General features: G+C 73.0%; 15 protein-coding genes. 11 read left to right on the top strand and 4 right to left on the bottom strand.

Annotation, left to right across the window (positions count from 1 at the left end):
- The first annotated feature begins 71 nt into the window (after window positions 1-71).
- From ACGFX4_RS01700 to cimA, 11 genes are all read left to right on the top strand, one after another.
- The gene (locus tag ACGFX4_RS01700; protein ID WP_393069292.1) at window positions 72-3,140 is read left to right on the top strand and encodes an AAA family ATPase; all 3,069 of its coding nucleotides are present in this window, start codon (window positions 72-74) and stop codon (window positions 3,138-3,140) included.
- Between the two features lie 204 nt (window positions 3,141-3,344).
- On the top strand, window positions 3,345-6,329 hold the full coding sequence (locus tag ACGFX4_RS01705; RefSeq protein ID WP_393069294.1) for a putative bifunctional diguanylate cyclase/phosphodiesterase: 2,985 nt from the start codon (window positions 3,345-3,347) through the stop codon (window positions 6,327-6,329).
- A gap of 224 nt (window positions 6,330-6,553) precedes the next feature.
- Entirely contained in the window at window positions 6,554-8,404 is a 1,851-nt protein-coding gene (locus tag ACGFX4_RS01710; protein WP_393069296.1) for an acetolactate synthase large subunit, read from the top strand.
- A gap of 36 nt (window positions 8,405-8,440) precedes the next feature.
- The gene (ilvN, locus tag ACGFX4_RS01715) at window positions 8,441-8,965 is read left to right on the top strand and encodes an acetolactate synthase small subunit (RefSeq protein WP_345699072.1); all 525 of its coding nucleotides are present in this window, start codon (window positions 8,441-8,443) and stop codon (window positions 8,963-8,965) included.
- 126 nt (window positions 8,966-9,091) lie between these two features.
- The gene (ilvC, locus tag ACGFX4_RS01720; RefSeq protein WP_393069298.1) at window positions 9,092-10,090 is read left to right on the top strand and encodes a ketol-acid reductoisomerase; all 999 of its coding nucleotides are present in this window, start codon (window positions 9,092-9,094) and stop codon (window positions 10,088-10,090) included.
- A 213-nt stretch (window positions 10,091-10,303) separates the two neighbouring features.
- Window positions 10,304-11,884 carry a phosphoglycerate dehydrogenase gene (gene serA, locus ACGFX4_RS01725; protein WP_393069300.1) on the top strand — a complete coding sequence of 527 codons (1,581 nt, stop codon included), beginning with the start codon at window positions 10,304-10,306 and terminating at the stop codon, window positions 11,882-11,884.
- Window positions 11,885-12,175: 291 nt separating this feature from the next.
- Window positions 12,176-12,328: a hypothetical protein gene (locus ACGFX4_RS01730; protein WP_393069302.1), complete on the top strand. Its 153-nt coding sequence runs from the start codon at window positions 12,176-12,178 to the stop codon at window positions 12,326-12,328.
- Between the two features lie 87 nt (window positions 12,329-12,415).
- On the top strand, window positions 12,416-15,628 hold the full coding sequence (locus tag ACGFX4_RS01735; RefSeq protein ID WP_393069303.1) for a S8 family serine peptidase: 3,213 nt from the start codon (window positions 12,416-12,418) through the stop codon (window positions 15,626-15,628).
- A 65-nt stretch (window positions 15,629-15,693) separates the two neighbouring features.
- The gene (locus ACGFX4_RS01740) at window positions 15,694-16,731 is read left to right on the top strand and encodes a 3-isopropylmalate dehydrogenase (RefSeq protein ID WP_345699077.1); all 1,038 of its coding nucleotides are present in this window, start codon (window positions 15,694-15,696) and stop codon (window positions 16,729-16,731) included.
- A 213-nt stretch (window positions 16,732-16,944) separates the two neighbouring features.
- Window positions 16,945-18,057, top strand: a complete 1,113-nt coding sequence (locus tag ACGFX4_RS01745; protein ID WP_393069305.1) for a branched-chain amino acid aminotransferase — start codon at window positions 16,945-16,947, stop codon at window positions 18,055-18,057.
- A 587-nt stretch (window positions 18,058-18,644) separates the two neighbouring features.
- Window positions 18,645-20,252: a citramalate synthase gene (gene cimA, locus ACGFX4_RS01750; protein WP_393069306.1), complete on the top strand. Its 1,608-nt coding sequence runs from the start codon at window positions 18,645-18,647 to the stop codon at window positions 20,250-20,252.
- A gap of 72 nt (window positions 20,253-20,324) precedes the next feature.
- Here cimA and ACGFX4_RS01755 read toward each other — a convergent pair whose 3' ends face one another.
- From ACGFX4_RS01755 to ACGFX4_RS01770, 4 genes are all read right to left on the bottom strand, one after another.
- On the bottom strand, window positions 20,325-20,909 hold the full coding sequence (locus tag ACGFX4_RS01755; RefSeq protein ID WP_345699080.1) for an ATP/GTP-binding protein: 585 nt from the start codon (window positions 20,907-20,909) through the stop codon (window positions 20,325-20,327).
- Window positions 20,890-21,522, bottom strand: coding sequence for a DUF742 domain-containing protein (locus ACGFX4_RS01760; RefSeq protein WP_345699081.1), 633 nt, complete (start codon window positions 21,520-21,522; stop codon window positions 20,890-20,892). The genes ACGFX4_RS01755 and ACGFX4_RS01760 overlap by 20 nt, the downstream gene beginning before the upstream one ends.
- 167 nt (window positions 21,523-21,689) lie before the next feature.
- Window positions 21,690-22,103, bottom strand: a complete 414-nt coding sequence (locus tag ACGFX4_RS01765) for a roadblock/LC7 domain-containing protein (RefSeq protein WP_030057391.1) — start codon at window positions 22,101-22,103, stop codon at window positions 21,690-21,692.
- Between the two features lie 10 nt (window positions 22,104-22,113).
- Window positions 22,114-25,548, bottom strand: a complete 3,435-nt coding sequence (locus tag ACGFX4_RS01770; protein ID WP_393069308.1) for a nitrate- and nitrite sensing domain-containing protein — start codon at window positions 25,546-25,548, stop codon at window positions 22,114-22,116.
- Window positions 25,549-25,950 lie beyond the last annotated feature (402 nt).

Genomic DNA, 25,950 nt, shown 5'->3' on the forward strand with positions numbered 1-25,950 from the left:
CCCCTTCGGGCCGTCCGGACCCCGGGATAACCGGTCGGCCCCGGTCCGCGGCCTGTGGCATGCTCGCCGACATGGAGCAGACATCGGTGAGCCCCGTCTTCGTGGGCCGAGGAACCGAGACCGGACTCCTGACGGGGGCGCTGCGCCGGGCGGAGAACGGTGACCCGCAGGCGGTCCTCATCGGGGGAGAGGCAGGGGTCGGCAAGACCCGGTTGGTGGAGGAGTTCCTGGCGGCCGCCGGCTCCGACACCGTGGTGACCGCGCTCGGGGGGTGCCTGGAGATCGGCGCCGAGGGCCTGCCGTACGCGCCGCTGGCCGCCGCGCTGCGTCGGCTGCGCCGCCGGCTCGGCCCGGAACTCGACCGGGCCGCCGCCGGGATGGAGGGCCATCTGGCCCGGCTCTTCCCCGACTTCGGCGAGGCCGACGGCGAGCCCAACGACGAGTTCGGCCGGGCCCGGCTCTTCGACCACGCCGGCCGGCTGTTCGAGCGGCTCGGCACCGACCGCACGGTGGTGCTCGCCGTCGAGGACCTGCACTGGTCCGACCGCTCCACCCGCGAGCTGCTCGCCTACCTGATCCGCACCCTGCAGGGCACCCGGCTGCTGATCCTCGCCACCTACCGCACCGACGACCTCCACCGCCGCCACCCGCTGCGGCCCTTCCTGGCCGAGCTGGACCGGCTGCGCACCGTACAGCGCCTGGAGCTCGACCGCTTCGACCAGCGCGAGGTCGCCGCCCAGCTGGCCGGCATCCTCGGCACCGCGACCCCCGACCGCGAGCTGGTCGACCGGATCCACCGCCGCTCCGAGGGCAACGCGCTGTTCGTCGAGGAGCTGGCCACCTCCCACCAGCAGGGCTGCTCCGCCGGGATGACCGACTCGCTGCGCGACATGCTGCTGGTCCGGGTCGAGGCGCTGCCGGACGACACCCAACGGGTGCTCAGGGCGGCCGCCGAGGGCGGCTCGTACGTGGAGCACGGGCTGCTCGCCGCCGTGCTCGGCGAGGGCGACAGCGCGATCGGCACCGCACTCGGCGAGGACCGGTTGATCGAGGCGCTGCGCACCGCGGTCGGCGCCAACATCCTGCGCCCGGACACCGACGGCGAGGGCTACCGGTTCCGGCACGCGCTGGTCCGCGAGGCGGTCTCCGACGACCTGCTGCCCGGCGAGCGGTACCGGATCAACAGGAGCTTCGCCACCGCCGTGGAACGCGAGCCGGCCCTGCTCTGCGGCGAGGGCAGGCCCGCCCGGCTGGCCAACTACTGGTACCACGCCCACCACCCGGCCAAGGCGCTGCCGAGCGCGCTGGACGCCGCCCGCGCCGCCCGCCGCCGCAACGCCTTCGCCGAGCAGCTGCGGATGCTGGAGCGCGCCCTCGAACTGTGGGACGAGGTCTCCGAGGACGTCCTCGCCACCACCCTGCGCCCGTACGACTGGGCCGACACCTACCCACCGTGCGCCTGCGCGGCCGGCGAGCACGACGAGAGCTGCGACCGGCTGCAACTGGTCGACGTGCTCGCCGAGGCCACCGTCGCGGCCCGCCGCGCCGGCGACCGGGAGCGCGGACTCAGCCTCGCCAAGCGCGCGCTCAAGCTGGTCGACGAGGACCGCACCCCGGTCCGGGCCGCCTGGTTCCGCCTCCAGCGGGCCCGGATCCTCGGCCACCTCAACCGGGCCGGCGGCGTGGAGGAGATCCAGTACGCGCACCGCCTGGTCGCCCACCTCGGCCCGTCCGCGATCCAGGCCGAGGTGCTCGCCCAGGACGCCGCGCACGGCATGCTCCGCACCCCCGACCGGCAGCTGATCGCCACCGCCGAACGGGCCGTGGAGATCGCCCGGCAGGTCGGCGCCGACTCCGTCGAGCAGCACGCCCGGATCACCCTGGCCTCGCTGTACAGCGACTTCGGCGACCCCGAGGGCGGCCTGGCGATGCTCGCCGACGCCGTCGAGCGCTCCCGCCCGCTCGGCCTCGACCTGCACACCCGGGGCCTGAACAACCTGGCCTCGCTGCTCCTGCTGCACGGCCGCTCCGAGGAGGCGGTCGAGGTCGCCCGGCGCGGTCTGGAGGTGGCCGACCGGGCCGGGCTGCTCGGCAACACCGGCGCGATCCTCAGCGGCAACCTCGCCGAGGCGCTGATCGCGGTCGGCCGGCCCGACGAGGCCGCCGCGACGCTGACCGCCTGGACGTCGGTGCCCGGCACCGAGTGGTACCACGAGTTCCTGGACCGGCTGCGCGGCGAACTCGCGCTGATGCGCGGGGAGCTGGACACCGCCGTGACCCACTGGGCGAGCGCCCGCACCGCCGCCGGCCGGGAGGACCAGCCGCAGCACGTGCTGCCCACCGCGCAGCTCGGCGTCCAGCTCGCCGCCCGCCGGGGCCGGTCCGCCGAGGCCCGCGAGATCCTGCTGGACGCCCTGGACTCCACCGGCGCCGAGGGCAAGGAGGCCCAGCTGCTGCCGCTGCTCGCGGTCGCCGCCGGCGCCGAGGCGGACAGCCGCGGCCTGCCCGCCGCCGACCTCGGCCGCCCGGTGGTGCTGGAGCGGATCGCCGCGGCCGCCGCCCAGCTCGACCCCAGGGTGCCGCTGCACCGCGGCTGGTCCCACCTGCTGGCCGGCGAACTGGCCCGCGCCGAGGGCCGGCCCGCGGCCGGGCACTGGAACGACGCCGTCGACACCCTGCGCCCGACCGGCCTGCCGTACCCGCTGGCGCTCGCCCTGCTGCGGGCCGCCGAGGCCGAGGCGGCGGCCGGCCACCGCGAGGCCGCCGCCGCGCTGCTCAGGGAGGCGGCCGGCGCGGCCGCCCGGCGCGGCGACACCGGACTCGGCCGGGACGTCGCGCACCTCGCCGACCGGGCCGGACTCGTCCTGGAGCCGGCCGCCCCCCGGCCGCGCCCGGCCGCCGCCGACCCGGTGGAGAGCCTCGGCCTCACCCCGCGCGAGCGGGACGTCCTGCGGCTGCTGGCCCTCGGCCGGACCAACCGTCAGATCGCCGAGGAGCTCTACATCTCGCCGAAGACCGCCAGCGTCCACGTCTCCAACATCCTGGCCAAGCTGGAGGTCGGCGGCCGCGGCGAGGCCGCCGCGCTCGCCCACCGGCTGCGGCTCTTCCCGGACACCGAGCCCGCCGCGACCGGACGCTGAGCCCGCCGCGACCGGCCGCCGAGCCCAGCGCGACCGCGCACGGGGCGCGCTGGGCCGATCGGGGGATCCCGTGGTGAACCGGCCGCCGCCCACCTGCTGCCCATTACTCTAAGTTGAGATGGCGTGCCACTGAGTGACCGAAGTGGTGTAGGGTCCGGAGGCGGGAACGCCGGTACGGCCGCAGGCCGGAGGGGGAGATGTCGCTTGAACTCCACCGATTCGGTACTGCCTGCCCGGGGCCCCAGCCTGCCCGGCGCCCTGCTCCTGGCGCTCTGCCTCGGCTACACCCTCGGCGCCTCCGTCGGCTGGGGTTCGCGCGGACTCGCACTGTTCATGGGGGATTTCGGCCTGGCCGGGGCGGCCCTCGCGGCCGCGCTGTCCTGCCTGATCCGGGGGTTCACGGTCGGTGGTCACGCCCGGCCGGCCTGGCTGCTGTTCGGCCTCTCCTCCGCGATGGTCGCGTTCGGGAACGGCACCTGGGGCTGGTACGAGCTGGTGCTGCGCACCCCGCTGCCGCCCGACTCGCTGGCCGACTACGCCTTCCTGCTGTTCGCGCCGCTGGCCATCCTCGGGCTGCTGGTGCTCGCCCAGCGGCCGCGCACCGCGGCCGGCTGGCTCTGCCTGCTGCTGGACGCCTGGCTGGTGGCCGGCTCGCTGTTCACGCTGAGCTGGAGCCTGGCGCTCGGCCGGGTCGCCGCGGGGGAGGGCGACGACCCGCTGAAGCTGGCGCTCGGCCTCGGCTACCCGCTGCTGGACATCCTGCTGGTCTCCCTGGTGGTGGGCCTGCGCTTCCGCAGCCGGGACGGCAACCGGGCGGCCGTGCACACCGCGATGGTGGCGCTGGCCGTCACGGTGGTCTGCGACGCCCTGTTCACCTCGCCCGAGTTCCGCAGCGGGTACCACTCCGGCGAGCTGCTGGACGCCGGCTGGTTCGCCGGCAGCGTGCTGCTGGCCTGGGCGCCCTGGTCGCACGACCGCCGCCCGGCCCGCTCCGAGCACCCCTCGCTCGGCGGCCTCCCGCGCCGCCGGGTCGCCTCCACCTTCAGCGCGCTCACCCCGTACGTGGCCGCCGCCGTGGCCACCGCCGGGATCCTCTACAACGCGCTCGGCGGCCACGCGCTGGACCGGGTGGTGCTCGCCGCGGCCTGCACGGTCGGCCTGGCGCTGATCCTCCGGCAGGGCGTCATGCTGCTGGACAACCTCTCGCTCGCCCAGGAACTCGCGCACAAGGAAGCCCACTTCCGCTCCCTGGTGCAGGGCTCCAGCGACGTCATCATGATCGCCGGGGAGACCGGGGTGCTCTCCTACGTCAGCCCGGCCGCGCTGCGGGTCTACAGCCGCGACCCGGAGGAGCTGGTCGGCGGCAACCTGCTCAACCTGGTCCACCCCGAGGACGTGGACCGGGTGCTCGGCGAGGTCCGCCGGATCCTCGCCCGCTCCCGCGCCCGGGGCGCCGCCGCCGAGCCCTCGGCCCGGGTCGAGTGCCGGATCCGCTCCGGCAGCGGCGGCGAGTGGCTGCACGTGGAGTCCACCGTCAACCGGTACCGGGACGGGCTGATCCTCAACAGCCGGGACGTCAGCGAGCGGGTCCTCCTGCAGGCCCAGCTGCAGCACAACGCCTTCCACGACCCGCTCACCGACCTGCCCAACCGCGCCCTGTTCGGCCACCGGGTGCGCGCCGCGCTGGACGCGGACGGGTCGGACGGCACCGCCACCGCCGTGCTCTTCCTCGACCTGGACGGCTTCAAGGCGGTCAACGACTCGGCCGGCCACCAGGTCGGCGACGAGCTGCTGGTGCAGGCCGCCCGCCGGCTGCAGGGCGCCGTCCGCTCCGGGGACACCGTGGCCCGGTTCGGCGGCGACGAGTTCGCGGTGCTGGTGCGCGGCCGGCTCGGCCGGCCCCAGGTGCAGGACCTCGCCGAGCGGATCCGCTCCGCGCTCTCCGAGCCGTACTGGATCGGGGGCGTCGAGCTCGGCGTCGCCGCCTCCATCGGCATCGCCTTCGCCCCGCGCGAGCCCGCCCCGGCCCCGCGCCCGGTCATCCCGGCCCAGCCCGGGGCCGGAGAACGGCCGCCCGCCGTCCCCGGGCCGGCGCCCGGGGCCGATCCGATCGGCGGAACGGCCGCCGACGAGCTGCTGCGCAACGCCGACCTGGCGATGTACCGGGCCAAGTCCGAGGGCAAGGGCCGGGTGGTGCTCTACGCCCCGGCCATGCGGGCCGAGCGGGAGCGCCGCACCGAGCTGGAGGACCGGCTGCGGCTCGCGGTCCGCGAGGGCGGCTTCACCCTGCTCCACCAGCCGGTGGTGGAGCTCTCCGGCGGCCGGCTGGCCGGGGTCGAGGCGCAGGCCCGCTGGCGTTCCGCGCAGGGCCTGCTGCTCACTCCCGCCGAGTTCCTGCGCACCGCCGAGCAGGGCGACGCGGCCACCCGGTTCGCCCGCTGGATGCTCCAGGAGGCGGTGGCCGCCGCCGCCCGCCGGCGCGCCGACGGGCCCGGCGCGCCGCCCGTCCCGGTCACCGTCCGGCTCGGCGCCGACCGGATCTGCGCCCCCGGGATGTACGAGACGGTCGCCGCCGCACTGCGCGAGAGCGCGCTGCCGCCCGAGCTGCTGGTGATCGAGCTGGCCCGGACCGGGCCGGACGAGTCCGCGGACGAGCTGGGCCGCCGGCTGGCCGCGCTGCGCCGGCTCGGGGTCTCCACCGCGCTGGCCGGCTTCGGGGCCGGCAGCGGCTCGCTGGGGGCGCTCACCCGGCTCCCGTTCGACGCGCTGAAGCTGGACCGCAGCCTGGTCCAGGACGTCGCCGACTCGGCGCTCGGCCGCACCCTGGCCGGGCACGCGCTGCGGCTCGGCCGCGACCTCGGCCTGATCACCGGCGCCGAGGGGGTGGACACCCCCCGGCAGCTCGCGGTGCTCCAGGAGCTGGGCTGCCGGCGGGCCCAGGGCCTGGCCTTCGCCCAGCCGTTGGACGAGCTCCGGCTGCGCCGCGCGCTGCTGCGCCGGGGCTTCCCGCTGCCGCGTCCGGTCGGCACCCTCGGCGGGCGCCGTCCGCACCTCGGCGCGGACGCCCGATCGGGTGCTGTTCAGGCTCGGTCCGCGCACCTGCACGGGGCACTTGACCTGCCACAACGCCATACCGTCGGCGGTCCGGGGGGCGGACCGCATGGTGAGACGCCGGTTCCACCAGCTTGACACCCGCCACTGCGTGGGAGGAAGGTCGTTGCCATGCGCACCCGAATTCTCGTACTTGGCGGGCGCGTCGGCTGAAGCAGCCCGACGCGCCACCCCTCGCATGCCCATGGGCACGAGGGGTTTTTTGTTGCACGAAAGCTGCTCCACCACCGCAGAACCACTGGCCTCGAACGCCCCGAATCGGGACGATTGAGACACCACGCGATCCGAGAAGAGACAGGCAGATGACTGAGCACGCCGCCCCCCGCCGCGGGGACAACCCGGCAGCCCACGCGCCGGGTCCCCAGACCACCGTCGAGACCATGACCGGCGCGCAGTCGCTCATCCGCTCGCTCGAGGCCGTAGGCGCGGACACCGTCTTCGGTATCCCCGGTGGTGCCATCCTCCCCGCGTACGACCCGCTGATGGACTCCACCAAGGTCCGCCACATCCTGGTCCGCCACGAGCAGGGCGCCGGCCACGCCGCCACCGGCTACGCGCAGGCCACCGGCAAGGTCGGCGTCTGCATGGCGACCTCCGGCCCGGGCGCCACCAACCTGGTGACCCCGATCGCCGACGCCTACATGGACTCCGTCGCCATGGTGGCGATCACCGGCCAGGTCGCTTCCAAGGCGATCGGCACCGACGCCTTCCAGGAGGCGGACATCTGCGGCATCACGATGCCGATCACCAAGCACAACTTCCTGGTGACCGACCCGGCCGAGATCCCCCGGGTGATCGCCGAGGCCTTCCACATCGCGGCCACCGGCCGTCCCGGCCCGGTCCTGGTCGACATCGCCAAGGACGCGCTGCAGGCCACCACCACCTTCCGCTGGCCGGTGGAGACCTCGCTGCCCGGCTACCGCCCGGTCACCAAGCCGCACGCCAAGCAGATCCGCGAGGCCGCGAAGCTGCTGGTCAACGCCAAGCGCCCGGTCCTCTACGTCGGCGGCGGCGTGCTCAAGGCGCAGGCCTCCGCCGAGCTGCGGATCCTGGCCGAGCTGACCGGTGCCCCGGTGGTCACCACCCTGATGGCGATCGGCGTCTTCCCGGACAGCCACCCGCAGCACCTGGGCATGCCCGGCATGCACGGCTCCGTCCCGGCGGTCACCGCGCTGCAGAAGGCGGACCTGCTGTTCACCCTCGGCGCCCGCTTCGACGACCGGGTCACCGGCAAGCTGGACTCCTTCGCCCCCGGTGCCAAGGTCGTCCACGCCGACATCGACCCCGCCGAGATCGGCAAGAACCGCCCGGCGGACGTGCCGATCGTCGGTGACGCCCGCGAGGTGATCGCCGACCTGATCGTCGCCGTCCAGGCCGAGTACGACGCCGGCCACCGCGGCGACTACGCCGACTGGTGGACCAAGCTCGACCAGTGGAAGAAGACCTACCCGCTCGGCTACGAGCCGGCCCCGGCCGGTGAGCTCTCCCCGCAGCAGGTGATCGAGCGGATCGGCCAGCTGGTCGGCCCGGAGGCGATCTACGCCGCGGGCGTCGGCCAGCACCAGATGTGGGCCAGCCAGTTCATCCAGTTCGAGAAGCCGGCCACCTGGCTGAACTCCGGCGGCGCGGGCACCATGGGCTACGCCGTTCCGGCCGCGATGGGCGCCAAGGCGGGCATGCCGGAGACCGCGGTCTGGGCGATCGACGGCGACGGCTGCTTCCAGATGACCAACCAGGAGCTGGTCACCTGCGCGCTGAACAACATCCCGATCAAGGTCGCGGTGATCAATAACGGTTCGCTGGGCATGGTCCGCCAGTGGCAGACCCTGTTCTACAACCAGCGCTACTCCAACACCGTGCTGCACTCCGGCCCGGACCACGACGGCATCGAGCCGCCGGCCCAGGGCACCCGGATCCCCGACTTCGTGCTGCTCTCCGAGGCGATGGGCTGCGTCGGCCTGCGCTGCGAGCGCCCGGAGGACCTGGACGCGGTGATCAAGCAGGCGATGGAGATCAACGACCGCCCGGTGGTCATCGACTTCATCGTCCACCAGGACGCGATGGTCTGGCCGATGGTCGCGGCCGGCACCAGCAACGACGAGATCCTCTTCGCCCGGGACATCCGTCCCGACTTCGGCGACGACCTCGACTGACGGCCCCGACCCACCGATAGAGAGCCAATGACCGCCATGTCCAAGCACACCCTCTCCGTCCTGGTCGAGAACAAGCCCGGCGTGCTCGCCCGCATCGCCTCCCTGTTCTCCCGTCGGGGCTTCAACATCGACTCCCTCGCCGTCGGCCCGACCGAGCACCCGGACATCTCCCGGATGACCATCGTGGTCAACGTCGAGGACCTGCCGCTGGAGCAGGTCACCAAGCAGCTCAACAAGCTGGTCAACGTGATAAAGATCGTCGAGCTGGACCAGGCCCAGGCCGTCCAGCGCGAGCTGGTCCTGGTCAAGGTGCGCGCCGACGCCGAGACCCGCTCGCAGATCGTCGAGATCGTCCAGCTGTTCCGCGCCAAGACCGTCGACGTCTCGCCGGACGCGGTGACCATCGAGGCCACCGGCTCCTCCGACAAGCTGGAGGCCATGCTCAAGATGCTGGAGCCCTACGGCATCAAGGAGTTGGTCCAGTCCGGCCTGGTCGCCATCGGTCGCGGCGCCCGTTCGATCACCGACCGCTCGCTGCGCGCCCTCGATCGCAGCGCGTAGTAACACTGGCGCTCCGCGCGGGCGCCGCGTCTCACACCCTGAAGCACCGCCCCACATCACGCCGGGTCCTCGTACGGTAGGAACCGCAAGACCCGGCATCACCACCACGCAAGGAGATGTGCCCCCGTGGCCGAGCTGTTCTACGAAGACGACGCCGACCTGTCCATCATCCAGGGCCGCAAGGTCGCGATCATCGGTTACGGCAGCCAGGGCCACGCCCACGCGCTGTCGCTGCGTGACTCGGGTGCCGACGTCCGGGTCGGTCTGCTGGAGGGCTCGAAGTCCCGCGCGGCCGCCGAGGAGCAGGGTCTGCGGGTCGTGACCCCGTCGGAGGCGGCGGCCGAGGCCGACGTCATCATGATCCTGGTGCCGGACCCGATCCAGGCGGACGTCTACAAGGACGCGATCGAGCCGAACCTGAAGGCCGGCGACGCGCTGTTCTTCGGCCACGGCCTGAACATCCGCTTCGGCTTCATCCAGCCGCCGGCCGACGTCGACGTCTGCATGGTCGCCCCGAAGGGCCCGGGTCACCTGGTGCGCCGTCAGTACCAGGAGGGTCGCGGCGTTCCGGCGATCGTCGCGGTGGAGCAGGACGCCACCGGCAAGGCGTTCGACCTGGCGCTCTCCTACGCCAAGGGCCTGGGCGCGACCAAGGCCGGCGTGATCAAGACCACCTTCACCGAGGAGACCGAGACCGACCTGTTCGGTGAGCAGGCCGTCCTCTGCGGTGGCACCGCCGCCCTGGTGAAGGCTGGCTTCGAGACCCTGGTCGAGGCGGGCTACCAGCCGGAGATCGCCTACTTCGAGTGCCTGCACGAGCTGAAGCTCATCGTCGACCTGATGTACGAGGGCGGCCTGGAGAAGATGCGCTGGTCGGTCTCCGAGACCGCCGAGTGGGGCGACTACGTGACCGGCCCCCGCATCATCACCGCCGACACCAAGGCCGCGATGAAGCAGGTCCTCGCCGAGATCCAGGACGGCACCTTCGCCAACACCTGGATCGCCGAGTACAAGGCCGGCCTGCCGAAGTACAACGAGTACAAGAACGCCGACTCCGAGCACCTGCTGGAGACCACCGGCAAGAAGCTCCGCAAGCTGATGAGCTGGGTGGACGAGACCGCCTGAGCCGGTCCTTCCCGCTTGTACAACGAGGCTGCTCTCGTCCGAGTGATTTCGCCGGACGGGAGCAGTCCCGTATAGAACCCGCCGATAGACTCCCGAGTACGCGTCAGGCCCACAGCGTCGTGCGTCTAGCTACGCGACATGCCACCTTCCCCCGCCCCTGTGCACGCCACCTCCGTGCGGCGGGGTGAACCGGACAGTTAAGGACACACTGTCGTGAGCAAATCCGTAGTCCTCATCGCCGAAGAGCTCTCGCCCGCCACCGTCGACGCCCTCGGGCCGGACTTCGAGATCCGGAACTGCAACGGCGCCGACCGCACCGAGCTGCTGACCGCGATCGCCGACGTCGACGCCATCCTGATCCGCTCCGCCACCAAGGTGGACGCCGAGGCGCTGGCCGCGGCCAAGAAGCTCAAGGTCGTCGCCCGCGCCGGTGTCGGTCTGGACAACGTGGACGTCTCCGCCGCCACCAAGGCCGGTGTGATGGTCGTCAACGCGCCGACCTCCAACATCGTCACCGCGGCCGAGCTCGCCTGCGGCCTGCTGATCTCCGTCGCCCGCAACATCGCGCCGGCCAACGCCGCGCTCAAGCAGGGCGAGTGGAAGCGCAACAAGTACACCGGCGTCGAGCTGAGCGAGAAGACCCTCGGCGTGGTCGGCCTCGGCCGGATCGGCGTCCTGGTCGCGCAGCGGATGTCGGCCTTCGGCATGAAGATCGTCGCGTACGACCCCTACATCCAGGCCGCCCGCGCCGCCCAGATGGGCGTCAAGCTGCTCTCCCTGGAGGAGCTGCTGGAGGTGTCGGACTTCATCACCGTCCACCTCCCGAAGACCCCGGAGACCATCGGCCTGATCGGCGAGGAGGCGCTGCACAAGGTCAAGCCGACCGTGCGCATCGTCAACGCCGCCCGCGGCGGCATCGTCGACGAGGCGGCCCTGGCCTCCGCGCTGCGCGACGGCCGCGTCGCCGGCGCCGGCCTGGACGTGTACGCCAAGGAGCCGTGCACCGACTCCCCGCTGTTCGCCTTCGACAACGTGGTCGCCACCCCGCACCTGGGCGCCTCCACCGACGAGGCGCAGGAGAAGGCCGGTATCGCGGTCGCCCGCTCGGTGCGCCTCGCGCTGGCCGGCGAGCTCGTGCCGGACGCGGTCAACGTCCAGGGCGGCGTGATCGCCGAGGATGTGCGCCCGGGTCTGCCGCTCGCCGAGAAGCTCGGCCGGATCTTCACCGCGCTGGCCGGCGAGGTCGCCGTCCGCCTCGACGTCGAGGTCCGCGGCGAGATCACCCAGCACGACGTCAAGGTGCTCGAACTCTCCGCGCTGAAGGGCGTGTTCGAGGACGTGGTGGCCGAGACGGTGTCCTACGTCAACGCCCCGCTGTTCGCCCAGGAGCGTGGCGTCGAGGTCCGCCTGACCACCTCCAGCGAGTCGCCCGAGCACCGCAACGTGATCACCGTGCGCGGCACCCTGTCGGGCGGCGGCGAGGTGTCCATCTCGGGCACCCTGTCCGGCCCGAAGCAGGTCCAGAAGATCGTCGGCGTGGACGGCTTCGACGTCGACGTGGCGCTCACCGACCACATGGCCTTCTTCCAGTACGAGGACCGTCCCGGCGTGGTCGGCACCCTCGGCCGGATCCTCGGCGACGCCGGCATCAACATCGCCGGCATGCAGGTCGCCCGCGACGGCGACAGCGCGCTCGCGTCCATCACCGTGGACAGCGAGGTCTCCCAGGAGGTCCTCGGCGAGATCGCCGGCGCGATCGGCGCCCGTTTCGCCCGCTCGGTCAACCTCGGCTGACCGTTCGTCGGCCCCGAACGGCCCTCTCGCCCCTGCGGCGGGAGGGCCGTTCGCATGCGCCGGGGCGCACCCGGGTGAACCTCGTCTCAGATACTAGGAAATCCAAGTATTCCTAGAGACACCACGGCCTTCCCGTCGTACCGTGAAGGAGTCATACGGTGTGCCACCCCTGCAAGCCAGGGTGTGTGGCCCGTGTGCCCGTACGCTCCTTCGCAGGCGATCCCTGCTCCGCGTACCCCTCTCCCCACCCTCGCGCGCGCCTGTCCGCGCACCTGCACCAAGGAGTCCGGTATGCCCCCCGTCGCAGACCGCCACGCCACCCCCGCCGCCACCACCGACCGCGCCCCGCGCCGCCGTCGCCGCACCGAGCCCAACCCCTACGCCGCGGCCGCCCTCCAGCGCGCGCTGGACCGCCGCGACAACGGTGGCGCCACCGGCCACTGACGGCCCGTTGGGCCGCCCGGGTGACGGGGCGTCACCTGAGAGTGACTTTGCTCGCACGGAGCAGTGCGCGCTCCCTAGCTTGAGGGCGTGCGCACCCCACTCACCGCTCTCGGCGTCGCCCTCGCCCTGCTCGCCCCCGTCCAGCCCGCCGCCGCGGCCGTCCCCGCCAGGGGCACGCTGACCGTCCTGCTGGAGCTCGACACCGAGGCCGCCGCGCCCGCCTACCAGCGGGCCGCGGCCGAGGCCAAGCGGGCCCGCCGGGCACCCGACGCGGTCCGCCGCGAAGCCGCCCGGGCCGGCGCCGACCAGCGCGCCCGCGCCGACCGGGCGATCGACCGGCTCGACCGCGCGGTGCGCACTGCCGTCCCCGGCGCCGCCCCGCTCTACCGCACCCGCACCCTGGCCACCGGCCTCGCCCTGCGGGTACGCCCCGCCGACCTGCCCCGGCTCGGCACCCTGCCCGGCGTCCGGGCGGTGCGGCCGGTGGCGCTCAAGACCCGCGCCAACGGGTACTCCGTCCCGCTCACCGGTGCCCCCGCCGTCTGGTCCGGCGCGTCCGGCGGCGCCGGGTCCACCGGCACCACGGGCGAGGGCGTGCGGATCGGCATCGTCGACTCCGGCATCGACTACACCCACGCCGACTTCGGCGGCCCCGGCACCGCGGCCGCCTTCACTGCCGTGGACGGCGCCAGGCCCGCCCCGCCCGAGCTCTTCCCCAACACCAAGGTGGTCGGCGGCCAGGACCTGGTCGGCGACGCGTACGACCCCGACCCGTCCGCCGACGAGGCCGCCCGCACCCCGCACCCCGACCCCAACCCGATCGACTGCGCCGCCAACGGCCACGGCACCCACGTCGCCGGCACCGCCGCCGGCTACGGCGTCACCACCGCCGGCGCCACCTACCGCGGCCCCTACCGGCCCGGCCTCGACCCGGCCGGCTTCACCGTCGGCCCCGGCGCCGCGCCCGGCGCCCAGCTGTACGCGATCCGGGTGTTCGGCTGCGACGGCTCCACCGACCAGCTCGCCCACGCCCTCGACCTGGCCGCCGACCCCAACGGCGACGGCGACCTCACCGACCGCCTCGACGTCGTCAACCTCTCCCTCGGCAGCCCCTTCGGCAGCCCCGCCGACGCCGACGCCCTCGCCGCCGACCGGCTCGCCGAACTCGGCACCGTGGTCGTCGCCGCCGCCGGCAACGAAGGCGACATCTACGCCGTCGGCGGCAGCCCCGGCACCGCCACCCGCGCCCTCACCGTCGCCGCCTCCGTCGACCCGCACGCCGACGCCGACGGCATCCGGGTGCTCGCCCCCGCCACCCTCGCCGGGCCCGTCCCCGCCCACTGGAGCTCCCGCTACCGCGGCTGGGCCACCGCCGACGTCAGCGGCGACCTCGCCCTGCCCGTCGACCAGACCGACGGCTGCACCGCCTTCAGCGCCGCCGACGCCGCCCGGCTGACCGGGAAGATCGCTGTGCTCGCCTGGCGCACCCGCGAACCCGACCGCGCCTGCGGATCCGCCGCCCGCGCCGACCACGCCGCCGACGCCGGAGCCGTCGGCACCCTGTTCGCCGCCGACGCCGACGGGCTCGGCGAGATCGCCGGGAACGAGCGGATCCCCGCCGCGATCCTCGCCCGCGCGGACGGCGAACGGCTCGTCCGCGCGGCGGGGGAGGGGCCCGTCCGGGTCCAGCTCGCCACCCCGGGCAACCCGCTGCACGGCGCGGTCTCCCAGGACCAGCCGCAACGCGCCGACACCCTCGCGAGCTTCACCTCGCGCGGCATCGGCGTCCCCGGCCTGGTCAAGCCCGACCTCGCGGCACCCGGCGAGACCATCTGGTCCGCCAAGGCCGGGGCCGGCACCGGCGGCATGCGGGAGGACGGCACCTCCATGGCCACCCCGCACGTCGCCGGCCTCGCCGCCCTGGTCCGCGCCGCCCACCCCGACTGGACCGCCGGCCAGGTCAAGGCCGCCCTGATGAACACCGCCACCGACACCTGGCGCGGCGACGACCGCACCGGCCCCACCTACGGCCCCGAACGCACCGGCGCCGGCCGCACCCGCGCCGACCTCGCCACCCGCACCCCCGCCGTCGCCTACGCCCTCGCCGGCGCAGGGGACACCGCGGCCCCCACCGGCTCGCCCGCCCCCGGCGAGGCTGCCGGCTCCGCCGGGGATGGCGTCGGCGTGGACACCGGGGCGGTCGGGGTGTCGTTCGGGCCCGTTGCGGTGACCGGGCGGACGGCGCTCGTCCGCGAGGTCGAGGTCCGCAACCTCTCCGACCGGCCGCTCTCGTACGCGACCTCGTACCTCCCCGCGACCGAGCTCCCCGGTGCCGCTTTCCGGATCTCCCCCGCCCGGGTGGACGTCCCGCCCGGCGGGACCGCCCGGGTGGCCGTCACGCTGGCCGTGCCCGACCCCGCGGCGCTGGAGCGGCGTCCCGACGCCACCCTCGACCTGACCCAGGCGGGCCGCGCCCGCACCTACCGGGGTGAGCTCTCCGGCCGGCTGCAGCTCACCCCGACCCGCGGGGACGACCCCGCGCTGCGCGTCCCGCTGTTCGCCGCCCCGCGCCCGGCCTCCTCGCACACCGCGGTCGGCACCCCCGACCTGCTCGCCGTCCGCGGCACCGGCGCCGGCCTGCTGAGCGTCCTCCACCTGGACGCCCAGGGCACCCGCTGGCCGGACTGCCCGGGCCGGGACCTGTGCGTCACCGATCCGGGCGACCGCGCCGCCAACCTGCGGGCCGCCGGTTCCGCCACCGACGGCGACGGCATGCTCTACCTGGCGGCGGCCCTCTGGGCGCCCGCCCCCACCCCGGCCGGCGGCTACGGCGTCCGGGCCTCGCTCGACACCGACGGCGACGGCACCACGGACGCCCTGGTCGTCGCGGGCCGGCTGAAGGGCAGCGACATCCTGGTCGCCCGCACCCTGGACGCCCGGACCGGGGCCGAGCTGGACGTCCAGCCGCTGAACGGGCGCTGGGGCGACACCGACACCGACCTGCTGGACACCGACACGCTCCTCCTCCCGGTCCGCCTGGCCGCCCTGAGGACGCCCCTGACGAGCCCGCGCTACGCGCTCTGGACCGCGGTCTCCGCCGCCGACCCGGCCGACGCCCTCGACACGCTCGGCCTCGCCGACGGCCGCCCCACCCTCCCCGTCGACCTCACCCGCTCCGACACCCTGCTCACCCCCGTCGTCCCGGGCACGTTCGTCCACCCCGCCGTCCCGGCACCCCTCCTCCTGGTGCACCATCTCGACCCCGACGGCCGCCGCCTCCAGGTCGTCAACTCCCGCTGACGCGACGCGTCCGGATGGTGGACGGTACGTGCTCAGGCCCTGGGACGGGGAGTACTGTCCGAGGCATGTCTCGCACCATTCGTCTCGCAGTGATCCCGGGTGACGGCATCGGCCAGGAGGTCGTGGCCGAGGGCCTCAAGGTGCTCAGCGCCGCCCTCCCCGCCGACGTCAAGCTGGAGACCGCCGAGTACGACCTCGGTGCCCGGCTGTACCACCGCACCGGCGAGACCCTGCCGGACAGCGTGCTGGAGGAGCTGAAGGGCGCGGACGCGATCCTGCTCGGCGCCATCGGCGACCCGAGCGTGCCGTCCGGCGTGCTGGAGCGCGGGCTGCTGCTGAAGCTGCGCTTCGCCTTCGACCACCACATCAACCTCCGCCCGGGCAAGCTGTTCCCCGGTGTGAAGTCGCCGCTGGCCGGCGACCCGCAGATCGACTTCGTGGTCGTCCGCGAGGGCACCGAGGGCCCGTACGTGGGCAACGGCGGCACCCTGCGCACCGGCACGGAGCAGGAGGTGGCCACCGAGGTCAGCCTGAACACCGCGTTCGGCATCGAGCGGGTGGTCCGCGACGCGTACCGCCGGGCGGCCGCGCGTCCGCGCAAGAAGCTGACCCTGGTGCACAAGAACAACGTGCTGGTGCACGCCGGCCACCTGTGGACCCGGATCTTCGAGCGGGTCGGCCGGGAGTTCCCCGAGGTCACCACCGACTACCTGCACGTCGACGCGGCGACGATCTTCTTCGTCACCCAGCCCGAGCGCTTCGACGTGATCGTCACCGACAACCTGTTCGGCGACATCCTGACCGACCTGGCGGCCGCCGTCACCGGCGGCATCGGCCTGGCCGCGTCCGGCAACATCAACCCGAGCGGCGATTTCCCGTCGATGTTCGAGCCGGTGCACGGTTCGGCCCCGGACATCGCCGGCCAGGGCAAGGCCGACCCGACCGCCACGGTCCTGTCGGTCGCCATGCTGCTGGAGCACCTGGGCTTCACCGCCGAGGCCGCGCAGGTCGAGGCGGCTGTGGCCGCGGACCTGACCGAGCGCACCGGCACCCGTTCCACGTCCGAGGTCGGCGACGCGCTCGCCGCCCGAGTATCCGGCTGACGGGCCGGAACCGACAATCGCTTCCGGCTGACGGGCCGGGAACGAACAAGCGCGTTCCGGTCCGTGCGGGCCGGAACCCCATAGCGCGCGCAGCCTCCCGGCTGTTCGGCACGGCCCTCTGGATGCGAGTATCGACAGTGGGCCGTGCCGTCGTGTGTTCCCGCACCTGCGGGGGTCGGCCCAGACCAACCCCACGGTGAAGGACAGACAGTCATGAGTACGCCCACCCAGGCGCCCATCACGTTCGACCTCAAGCCCTCCGCGCACCCGCTGTCCGACGCGGAGCGCGAGGCCCGGCTGAGCAACCCCGGCTTCGGCCGGATCTTCACCGACCACATGGTCACCATCCGGTGGACCGAGGGCCGGGGCTGGCACGACGCCCAGCTGACGCCGTACGCGCCGCTGGAGATCGACCCGGCGAACATGACCCTGCACTACGGCCAGGCGATCTTCGAGGGCCTGAAGGCGTACCGCCAGGCCGACGGCTCGATCGCGACCTTCAGGCCGGAGGCCAACGCGGCCCGCTTCCAGTCCTCGGCCCGCCGCCTGGCGATGCCCGAGCTGCCGGTCGAGACCTTCGTCGAGGCGGTGGAGATCCTGGTCCGCCAGGAGCAGGCGTGGGTGCCGAACCAGGCCGAGCAGAGCCTCTACCTGCGGCCGTTCATGTTCGCCACCGAGGTCGGCCTGGGTGTCCGTCCGGCGAACTCCTACCTGTTCATGATCATCGCCTCGCCGGCCGGCGCGTACTTCTCCGGCGGCGTGAAGCCGGTCTCCGTCTGGCTCTCCGAGGACTACGTCCGCGCCGCGCCCGGCGGCACCGGTGCCGCCAAGTGCGCCGGCAACTACGCCGCCTCCCTGGTGGCCCAGGCCGAGGCCGCCGCCAAGGGCTGCGACCAGGTCGTCTGGCTCGACGCCGCCGAGCACCGGTGGATCGAGGAGATGGGCGGCATGAACCTGTACTTCGTCTTCGGCGAGGGCAAGGACGCGAAGATCGTCACCCCGGAGCTCTCCGGCGCCCTGCTGCCCGGCATCACCCGCGACTCTCTCCTCCGGCTCGCCTCCGACCTCGGCTACGCCGTGGAGGAGCGCAAGATCTCCACCGACGAGTGGAAGCAGGGCAACGCCGACGGCACCCTCACCGAGGTCTTCGCCTGCGGCACCGCCGCCGTCATCACCCCGGTCGGCTCCGTGAAGTCCAACGGCGGCGACTGGACGGTGGGCAAGGGCGAGCCCGGCCCGATCACCATGGAGCTCCGCAAGTCGCTCCTCGCGATCCAGGGCGGCCAGCAGGCCGACACCCACAACTGGCTCCACAAGATCGTCTGACCCCCGCCCCGGGCGTCCCCACCCCGGGGACGCCCGGCGTCAGTGACCTCGAAGCATCCCGCTCGTCGAGCCGCACGGATCGGAGGGAGGGGCCGCTCTACCTGCTGGTCGACCGGCAGCGGGACCGGATCGTGCTGCACGCGAACCCCGCGCACGGGGACTACGCCACGACCACGGACGTGCCCGCCGGTGACCTGTTGCCGTTGCCGGAGCCGTTCGGTTTCGGACTGGCGACCGACCGGCTGACCTGAGGTGTTTCGCATCGCGAGACACGCGGGCCACGCTGCGGCACGTGTGCCACACTGCGAGGGTGTCCTCGCTTTCGCTGATTATTAGCAGCAGGCGCGCCGGTCCGCAGTGACCGCTCCGCAGTACCACCACGACCGCGGAGCGACCACCAGCGTCCAGACCCGCGCGCAGACCTCTCGCACCCGCGAGGGGTCTTTTGTTTTGCTCCCGGACCGGCCAAGAATCCCCACAAGGGGTTCGGGGACACCGGGGCCGCGCGCGGGATGCTGGACAGTGGAGCCGGATTCCCCGTAATCCCGGCAACGAGCAGTAACTCCCCGAACGGAGAACCCACGGCCATGACCGAGGCCAGCAGCCGCCCCCACGACAGCTTCCACGTCTTCGACACCACGCTGCGCGACGGCGCGCAGCGCGAGGGCATCAACCTCACCGTCGCCGACAAGCTGACCATCGCCCGGCACCTGGACGAGTTCGGTGTCGGCTTCATCGAGGGCGGTTGGCCGGGGGCCAACCCGCGCGACACGGAGTTCTTCGCCCGCGCGGCCGCCGAGCTCGACCTGAAGCACGCGCAGTTGGTGGCGTTCGGCGCGACCCGCCGGGCGGGCGGGAAGGCGGCGGACGACCCGCAGCTGGCCGCCCTGGTCAACTCGGGGGCGCCGGTCGTCACCCTGGTGGCGAAGTCGCACGACCGGCACGTCGAGCTGGCCCTGCGCACCACCCTGGACGAGAACCTGGAGATGGTCCGCGACAGCGTGGAGTTCCTGCGCGCGCAGGGCCGCCGGGTGTTCATCGACTGCGAGCACTTCTTCGACGGTTTCAAGGCGAACCCGGAGTACGCGCTGGCGGTGGTCCGCACCGCGCACGAGGCGGGCGCCGACGTGGTGGTGCTCTGCGACACCAACGGCGGCATGCTGCCCGCCGGGGTGCGGGACATCGTCGCGGAGGTGATCGAGCGGACCGGCGCGCGGCTCGGCATCCACGCCCAGGACGACACCGGCTGCGCGGTGGCCAACACCCTGGCCGCGGTGGACGCGGGCGCCACGCACGTGCAGTGCACGGCGAACGGCTACGGCGAGCGGGTGGGCAACGCGAACCTGTTCCCGGTGGTGGGCGCGCTGGAGATCAAGTACGACCGCCGGGTGCTGCCGGCCGGCAGCCTGGCGGAGATGACCCGGATCTCGCACGCGATCGCCGAGGTGGTCAACCTGACGCCGTCGACCCACCAGCCGTACGTGGGCTTCTCGGCGTTCGCGCACAAGGCGGGCCTGCACGCCTCGGCGATCAAGGTCGACCCGGACCTGTACCAGCACATCGACCCGGAGCTGGTCGGCAACACCATGCGGATGCTGGTGTCGGACATGGCCGGCCGGGCGTCGATCGAGCTGAAGGGCAAGGAGCTCGGCTACGACCTGTCGACCGACCGCGACCTGGCCGGCCGGGTGGTGGCCAAGGTCAAGGAGCAGGAGAACCTGGGCTACACCTACGAGGCGGCGGACGCCTCGTTCGAGCTGCTGCTGCGCGACGAGGTGCGGGGCGTGCGGGAGCGGTTCTTCACCCTGGAGTCCTGGCGGACCATCAGCGAGCAGGGTCCGGACGGCAACCCGGGCAACGAGGCGACGGTGAAGGTCTGGGCGAAGGGCGAGCGGAAGGTCGCCACCGGCGAGGGCAACGGCCCGGTGGACGCGCTGGACAAGGCGCTGCGGGCGGCGCTGGAGCCGCTCTACCCGGAGCTGGCCCGGATGGAGCTGGTGGACTACAAGGTCCGGATCCTGGAGGGCCAGCACGGTACGGGTTCCAAGACCCGGGTGCTGATCGAGTCGACCGACGGCAGCACCACCTGGTCGACGGTGGGCGTCGCGGACAACGTGATCGCCGCGTCCTGGCGGGCGCTGGAGGACGCGTACACCTACGGCCTGCTGCGGGCGGACGTCCAGCCGGAGAGCTGACCGCCCCGGAGCGCGACGCAGCAACGCAAAACCCCCGGTGCCGCCCAAGGCGCCGGGGGTTTTCGCCTGTTCCTAGCGCAGTCGGGCGAGGAGGGCGTGCTCGACGAGGGTGATGAGGGCGCTCTTGGCGCTGTCCCGGCGTCGGGCGTCGAGGGTGATGATGGGGATGTCCGCGTTGAGCTGGAGGGCTTCGCGTACTTCGTCCGGGGTGTGGGCCTGGTGTCCGTCGAAGCCGTTGAGGGCGACGACGAAGGGGAGGCCGCTGTTCTCGAAGTAGTCGAGGGCGGGGAAGCAGTCGGCGAGGCGGCGGGTGTCGACGAGGACGACGGCGCCGATGGCGCCGCGGACGAGGTCGTCCCACATGAACCAGAAGCGGTCCTGTCCGGGGGTGCCGAACAGGTAGAGGATGAGGTCCTCGTCGAGGGTGATGCGGCCGAAGTCCATGGCGACCGTGGTGGTGGTCTTGCCGGAGACGTGGCTGAGGTCGTCGATGCCGGCGGAGGCGCTGGTCATGACGGCTTCGGTGCGCAGGGGGTTGATCTCGGAGACGGCGCCGACGAGGGTCGTCTTGCCAACACCGAAGCCGCCGGCGACGACGATCTTCGCGGAGGTGGTGGCGCGGCTGGGGGCGGCCGCGTTAGAGCTTGCGAAGTCCACTGAGGACCCTTTCGAGCAGCGTGACGTCGGGCTGGTTGCCGGATTCGCCGCCGGCAGCGGGCTGGTGGATGGCGACGAGACCGGCCTCCGCGAGGTCGGCGACGAGGATGCGGGCGACCCCGAGCGGCAGGTTCAGCAGCGCGGAGACCTCGGCGACCGACTTCACCTCGGTGCACAGGGTGCAGATCCGCTGGTGCTCCGGCAGCAGGGTGGCCAGTCGGCCCGGTTCGACATTGGCCGAAACCAGCGCCTCGATGGCCAGTTCGTAGCGCGGGCGGGTGCGTCCGCCGGTCATTGCGAACGGCCGGATCAGCGGCTCGGCGTCGTGGTCGTCGTCGTACTCCTCGACGTGCCCGGGTTCCTCGTGCCGGTGCGGCAGGTCGGTGTGTTCAGGGAACGCTTCGGGGCCCGGATACGCCTGGCCGTAACCGGCAGGCTGAGTGAAGTACCTCGGGTCCGGCTGCGGCGGCAGGTACGGCTGTCCCGGCTGGGGGCCGGCGAACTGCTGGTCGTACGGCTGACCGTGGCCGACACCGGGGACGCCGAAGGCGTCATGGCCCGTGCCGGGATACGGAACGCCGTACTGGCCACTGCCGTGGTCGGACGGTGTCACGGTTCCTACTCCTCAAAGGGTGCGGCGGTGCGGTGCTGGCCGCGGAGCCGGGGAGCGCCGGGGCCGGTGGTGCGAAGGCCGTACAACGCCCGATCCCGAGGCCGCCGAAGCGACCCCGGGACGGGCAAGGAGGTCTTTCGAATACCAGGACGGTATCCGACGAACCGTCAGTGCAGGAGACTGCCCTGGAGTTCCGCCCGAAGAGCGGGGGTGAGGACCGCGCCGGCGCGGTCGACCAGGAGGGCCATCTCGTAGCCCACCAGACCGATGTCCGAGTCCGGCGAGGCGAGGACGGCGAGGGCGGAGCCGTCGCTGACCGCCATCAGGAACAGGAAGCCGCGCTCCATCTCGACGACGGTCTGGTTGACCTCGCCGCCCTCGAAGATCCGGCTGGCGCCGGAGGTCAGCGAGGTGAGACCGGAGGCGACGGCGGCCAGCTGGTCGGCGCGGTCCCGAGGGAATCCCTCCGACATGCAGAGCAGCAGACCATCGGCGGAGACCACCACCGTGTGGGACACCCCGGGGGTGTTGTCCACGAAATTGGTGATCAGCCAGTTCAGGTTCTGTGCGGCCTGGCTCATCTGACTCAACTCAACGCTCCTGGTGGTTCGAGCCGCCGAAGAGATCGGTGCTGCTGTTGTGCTGTCCGTTGCCGGAACGCCCCTGGTCGGGGTCGATCCGGAAGCTTCCGGTGGCGCCCGGGTCGCCACCGGCACTGCGTCCCTGCTCCACACCGCGGCGCAGGTTGGTCAGGCGCCCGCGGACCTCGTTGGGGTCGCGGGAGACCTGCGGGCCTTCCTGGGGACCGGGCTTGGCGTTGCCGGCCACCAGGTTCTGCTTGGGCACCCGGCGGGGCAGACCCGAGCCGGTGACCCCACCGGAGGTGGGCTCACGCAGCTGCTCGGCGCGCTGCCAGTCGCCGTCGTTGGGCGACTCCCAGCCGCGCGCGGTCGGGCCGGTGGGGCCGTAGCCGCCGAGCGCCGACACGTCGTGGCGCTGCGGGTCGCCGGCCTCCGCCGCGGTGTCGCGGGCACCGGTGAACCAGTTCGGCGACTCGCCCGAGCCGGCACCGGCACCTGCGGCACCGCCCAGCGCGCGGGCGGCGGCACCGCCGGCCAGCTGCTGGCCGGGGCGGCGCTGCGGCAGCCCGGACCCGAGCACGTCCGGCTCGGCCGCGGCACGGGCCGCCGGCAGCGCCGGGGTCTCGTCCTGGCCGTACGGGTGGCCGGCGGCCGGCTCCTCGTAGCCGTAGCCCTGCTGGTAGCCCTCGGCGTACTCCTGGTACTCGCCCTGGGCGTACTGCTGGCCGTAGCCGTCCTGCTGGTAACCGTCCTGCTGGTACCCGTACGGCTGCTGCTCGTCCGCGTAGCCCTGGTACTCGTCCCGGGCGTACTGCTGGCCGTAGCCGTCCTGCTGGTACCCGTACGGCTGCTGCTCGTCCGCGTAGCCCTGGTACTCGTCCCGGGCGTACTGGTCCTCGCCGTACGGCGACTCCAGGATCTCCGCCTCGACCGGCTCCTCGGGGGTGCCGGGGGCGGCGGCGGCGCTGGGGCCGACGTCCAGGGCGCGGCGGCGCTGCTCCTCCAGGCGCTGGGAGCGCTGCATGGCCTCCAGGGCCGGGCTGAAGCCGTTTCCGGCGCCCTGGCCACCCAGGTGGTCGTCGAAGCCGAGTTCGGCGGCGCTGCGGCCCTCGTAGGCCCACTCGCCGGTGACCTCCTGGTCGGAGAAGATCCGGGAGACCGTGAACTCCTCCTCCTGCGGCTCCGGGGCGTGCCGCAGCTGGGTGAGCTGCTGCGGGAGCATGACCAGCGAGGTGGTGCCGGCGGACTCGCCGGACGGGCGCAGCTGGACGCGGATGTCGTGCCGCTGGGAGAGCCGGCCGACCACGAAGAGGCCCATGCGGCGGGAGATGGTGGCGTCGACCGTGGGCGGCTCGGCCAGCTTCTCGTTGATCTCCGCGAAGTCCTCGGCGGTGAGGCCGATGCCCTTGTCGTGGATCTCGACCAGGACGCGGCCGTCGGGCAGCCGGGTCGCGTTGACCAGCACGCGGGTCTGCGGGCTGGAGAACGTGGTGGCGTTCTCCAGCAGCTCGGCGAGCAGGTGGACGAGGTCGGTCACGGCAGCGCCGACGACCTCGGCCTCGGGGATGCCGGCCAGCTCGATGCGCTCGTACTGCTCCACCTCGGAGGCGGCGGCGCGGAGCACGTCGACCAGCGGCACCGGGGTGTTCCAGCGGCGGCCCGGCTCCTCGCCGGCGAGGACGAGGAGGTTCTCGCCGTTGCGGCGCATACGGGTCGCGAGGTGGTCCAGCTTGAAGAGGTTCTCCAGCTGGTCCGGGTCGGCCTCGTTGTTCTCCAGGTCGGTGATCAGCGCCAGCTGGCGCTGGATCAGGCTCTGGCTGCGGCGCGAGAGGTTGGAGAAGATCGCGTTCAGGTTGCCTCGGAGCAGGGCCTGCTCGGCGGCGAGCGCCACGGCCTGGGAGTGGACCTGGTCGAAGGCGCGGGCGACCTCGCCGATCTCGTCCTTGCCCCACAGCGGGATCGGGGTGACCGTGGTGTCCACCCGCTCCGGGTCGGTCTTGGAGAGCTTGTCGACCAGGTCGGGCAGGCGGTGGTTGGCGATCTCGAGCGCGGCACCGTTCAGGGTGCGCATGCCGAGGATCATCGAGCGCGCGATGAAACCGGTGAAGAGACCGGCCAGGACGAGCGCGGCGAGCACGATCGCGGAGTTGAGGATCCAGTCGGTGCGGGCGCGGTCCTTGATGTTCTGCGCGTCGCCGACGACCTGGTCCAGCAGCTTCACTTCGGCCGCGCGCAGCGAGGCCATGTGGCTGGTGGTGGCCTGGCGCCAGTTCTCGATCTTCAGACCCTCGTTGCGGGCCGCCTCGAAGGTGGCCGCGGCGGCGTCCCGGGCGGCCTTGCCGCCGTTGGGGTTGATCGCCTGGGCGGCCGAGGAGTACGAGAGGCCGAGCGCCAGCAGGTTGCCCATGGACGGCAGGGTGCGGCCGTCGGGCATGCGCAGCGGCAGGCGGGAGTCGGCGGCGGCCTGGTCGACCTGGGCCTGCGAGTAGACCTGGATGTCCTCGGCGGTGGACGCGGTGTTGAACTCGGTGAGCGAGACGCCTTCGAGGCGGTTGGCGACCACCAGGCTGGAGATCAGGTCCTGGACCTCGCCGCGGGTGACGCTGTTGCTGCCGATGCCGGCGAGCAGGCTGAACATCAGCGCGCGCTGGGTCGAGGCGGACGCCTTGGCGAGGGACATCGCGTAGATCGCGCGGCCCTTGCTGGTGACGCTGGAGGAGCCGAAGCCGACGGAGTTGTCCATGGCGAGCAGCGGCGCGAACATCGTCGAGTACGCCGCCGGGGTCGCGGTGGCGAACAGCTCCGACTTGTAGGCGTTCTCGCGCAGGTGCGGCAGCGAGAGGACGAGCCGCTGGAACTCGTCGTTGCGGCGGGACATCACGGCGTCGCCGGAGATCTTGGCCATGGCGGCGCGGTAGCTGGTGAGCGCCTTGTCGGTGTTGTCCCGGAGCTTCTTGACCAGGCCCGCGTCGTCGGAGCCGGTCACGATCGGGATCAGCGACAGGTCGCGCTCGGACTCCAGCGCGTCGGCCAGCTCGGTGGCGGCGTGGGCGACCTGGGCGATCTTCACGGCCCGGTCGGCCTTGTTGTAGTCGTCCAGCGAGGTGTTGACGCGCAGACCGCCGAAGACCAGCGCGATGATGACCGGGATCACCAGGATGGCGACCAGTCGGGTCGGCACGCGCCAGTTCAGCGGGGAGAGGAAGTCGTACCGGCTGCTGGGCCGCTCCGGCCGCTCGAGCGTGTCGGTACCGACCGGACCGGGTCCGTTCGCACCCGGGCCGCTCGGGCCGCCCACGGCGGCGGGCCGGCCGGGTATGCCCGCCGAGCTCCGCTCGTCGGACGCGGCGAACGCGGAGAACTGGCCGGGCTGGCCGCTGGTCCCAGGCTCCTGCTGGCGGGGCTCTGAGCGCCGCTGAGGGGTGACTGGCTGCTTACGCCTCACTCGACAACAACCTCTCGACCGACTGGCGGCCATGGATCAATCCGGCGGCTACCCCCCAGCGGGCCGCGGCCCGCTTAGTGACTACGGGGTAGCTGGAATTTCAACACGTGCAGGGAGAGGGGACAAACGGGTCCCGATGGCGCTGAGTGGCCGGACCAAAACGGACATTCCTGGACGTTCAGCCGCAAAATTCATGGTCATCGGCGCGGACCGGATCCATTCCGTCACCCAGCGTCGTTCGGGGGTGGTAAATGGCTCCCGAACTGTTATGGGAACCACAGAGGCGGGGGGGGGGGGGGGCCCCCCCCCCCCCCGCGCCAAAAAAAACAAGCGCCGCGCCGGGGGGGTCGCAGACGGGGGGGAATTGGAGCATGGAGGGGGGGAGCTCGAGGCGGGAGCCGG

Origin of the sequence: Kitasatospora sp. NPDC048365, assembly GCF_043200835.1 — a bacterium.
In the GTDB taxonomy this organism is placed as follows: Bacteria; Actinomycetota; Actinomycetes; order Streptomycetales; family Streptomycetaceae; genus Kitasatospora; species Kitasatospora terrestris.

Excerpts from the sequence above, each read along its gene's own strand:
- ACGFX4_RS01700 (WP_393069292.1), top strand. The coding sequence starts at position 72 with ATGGAGCAGACATCGGTGAGCCCCGTCTTCGTGGGCCGAGGAACCGAG.
- ACGFX4_RS01710 (WP_393069296.1), top strand. The coding sequence starts at position 6,554 with ATGACTGAGCACGCCGCCCCCCGCCGCGGGGACAACCCGGCAGCCCAC.
- ilvN (WP_345699072.1), top strand. The coding sequence starts at position 8,441 with ATGTCCAAGCACACCCTCTCCGTCCTGGTCGAGAACAAGCCCGGCGTG.
- ACGFX4_RS01730 (WP_393069302.1), top strand. The coding sequence starts at position 12,176 with ATGCCCCCCGTCGCAGACCGCCACGCCACCCCCGCCGCCACCACCGAC.
- ACGFX4_RS01740 (WP_345699077.1), top strand. The coding sequence starts at position 15,694 with ATGTCTCGCACCATTCGTCTCGCAGTGATCCCGGGTGACGGCATCGGC.
- ACGFX4_RS01745 (WP_393069305.1), top strand. The coding sequence starts at position 16,945 with ATGAGTACGCCCACCCAGGCGCCCATCACGTTCGACCTCAAGCCCTCC.
- cimA (WP_393069306.1), top strand. The coding sequence starts at position 18,645 with ATGACCGAGGCCAGCAGCCGCCCCCACGACAGCTTCCACGTCTTCGAC.
- ACGFX4_RS01765 (WP_030057391.1), bottom strand. The coding sequence starts at position 22,103 with ATGAGCCAGGCCGCACAGAACCTGAACTGGCTGATCACCAATTTCGTG.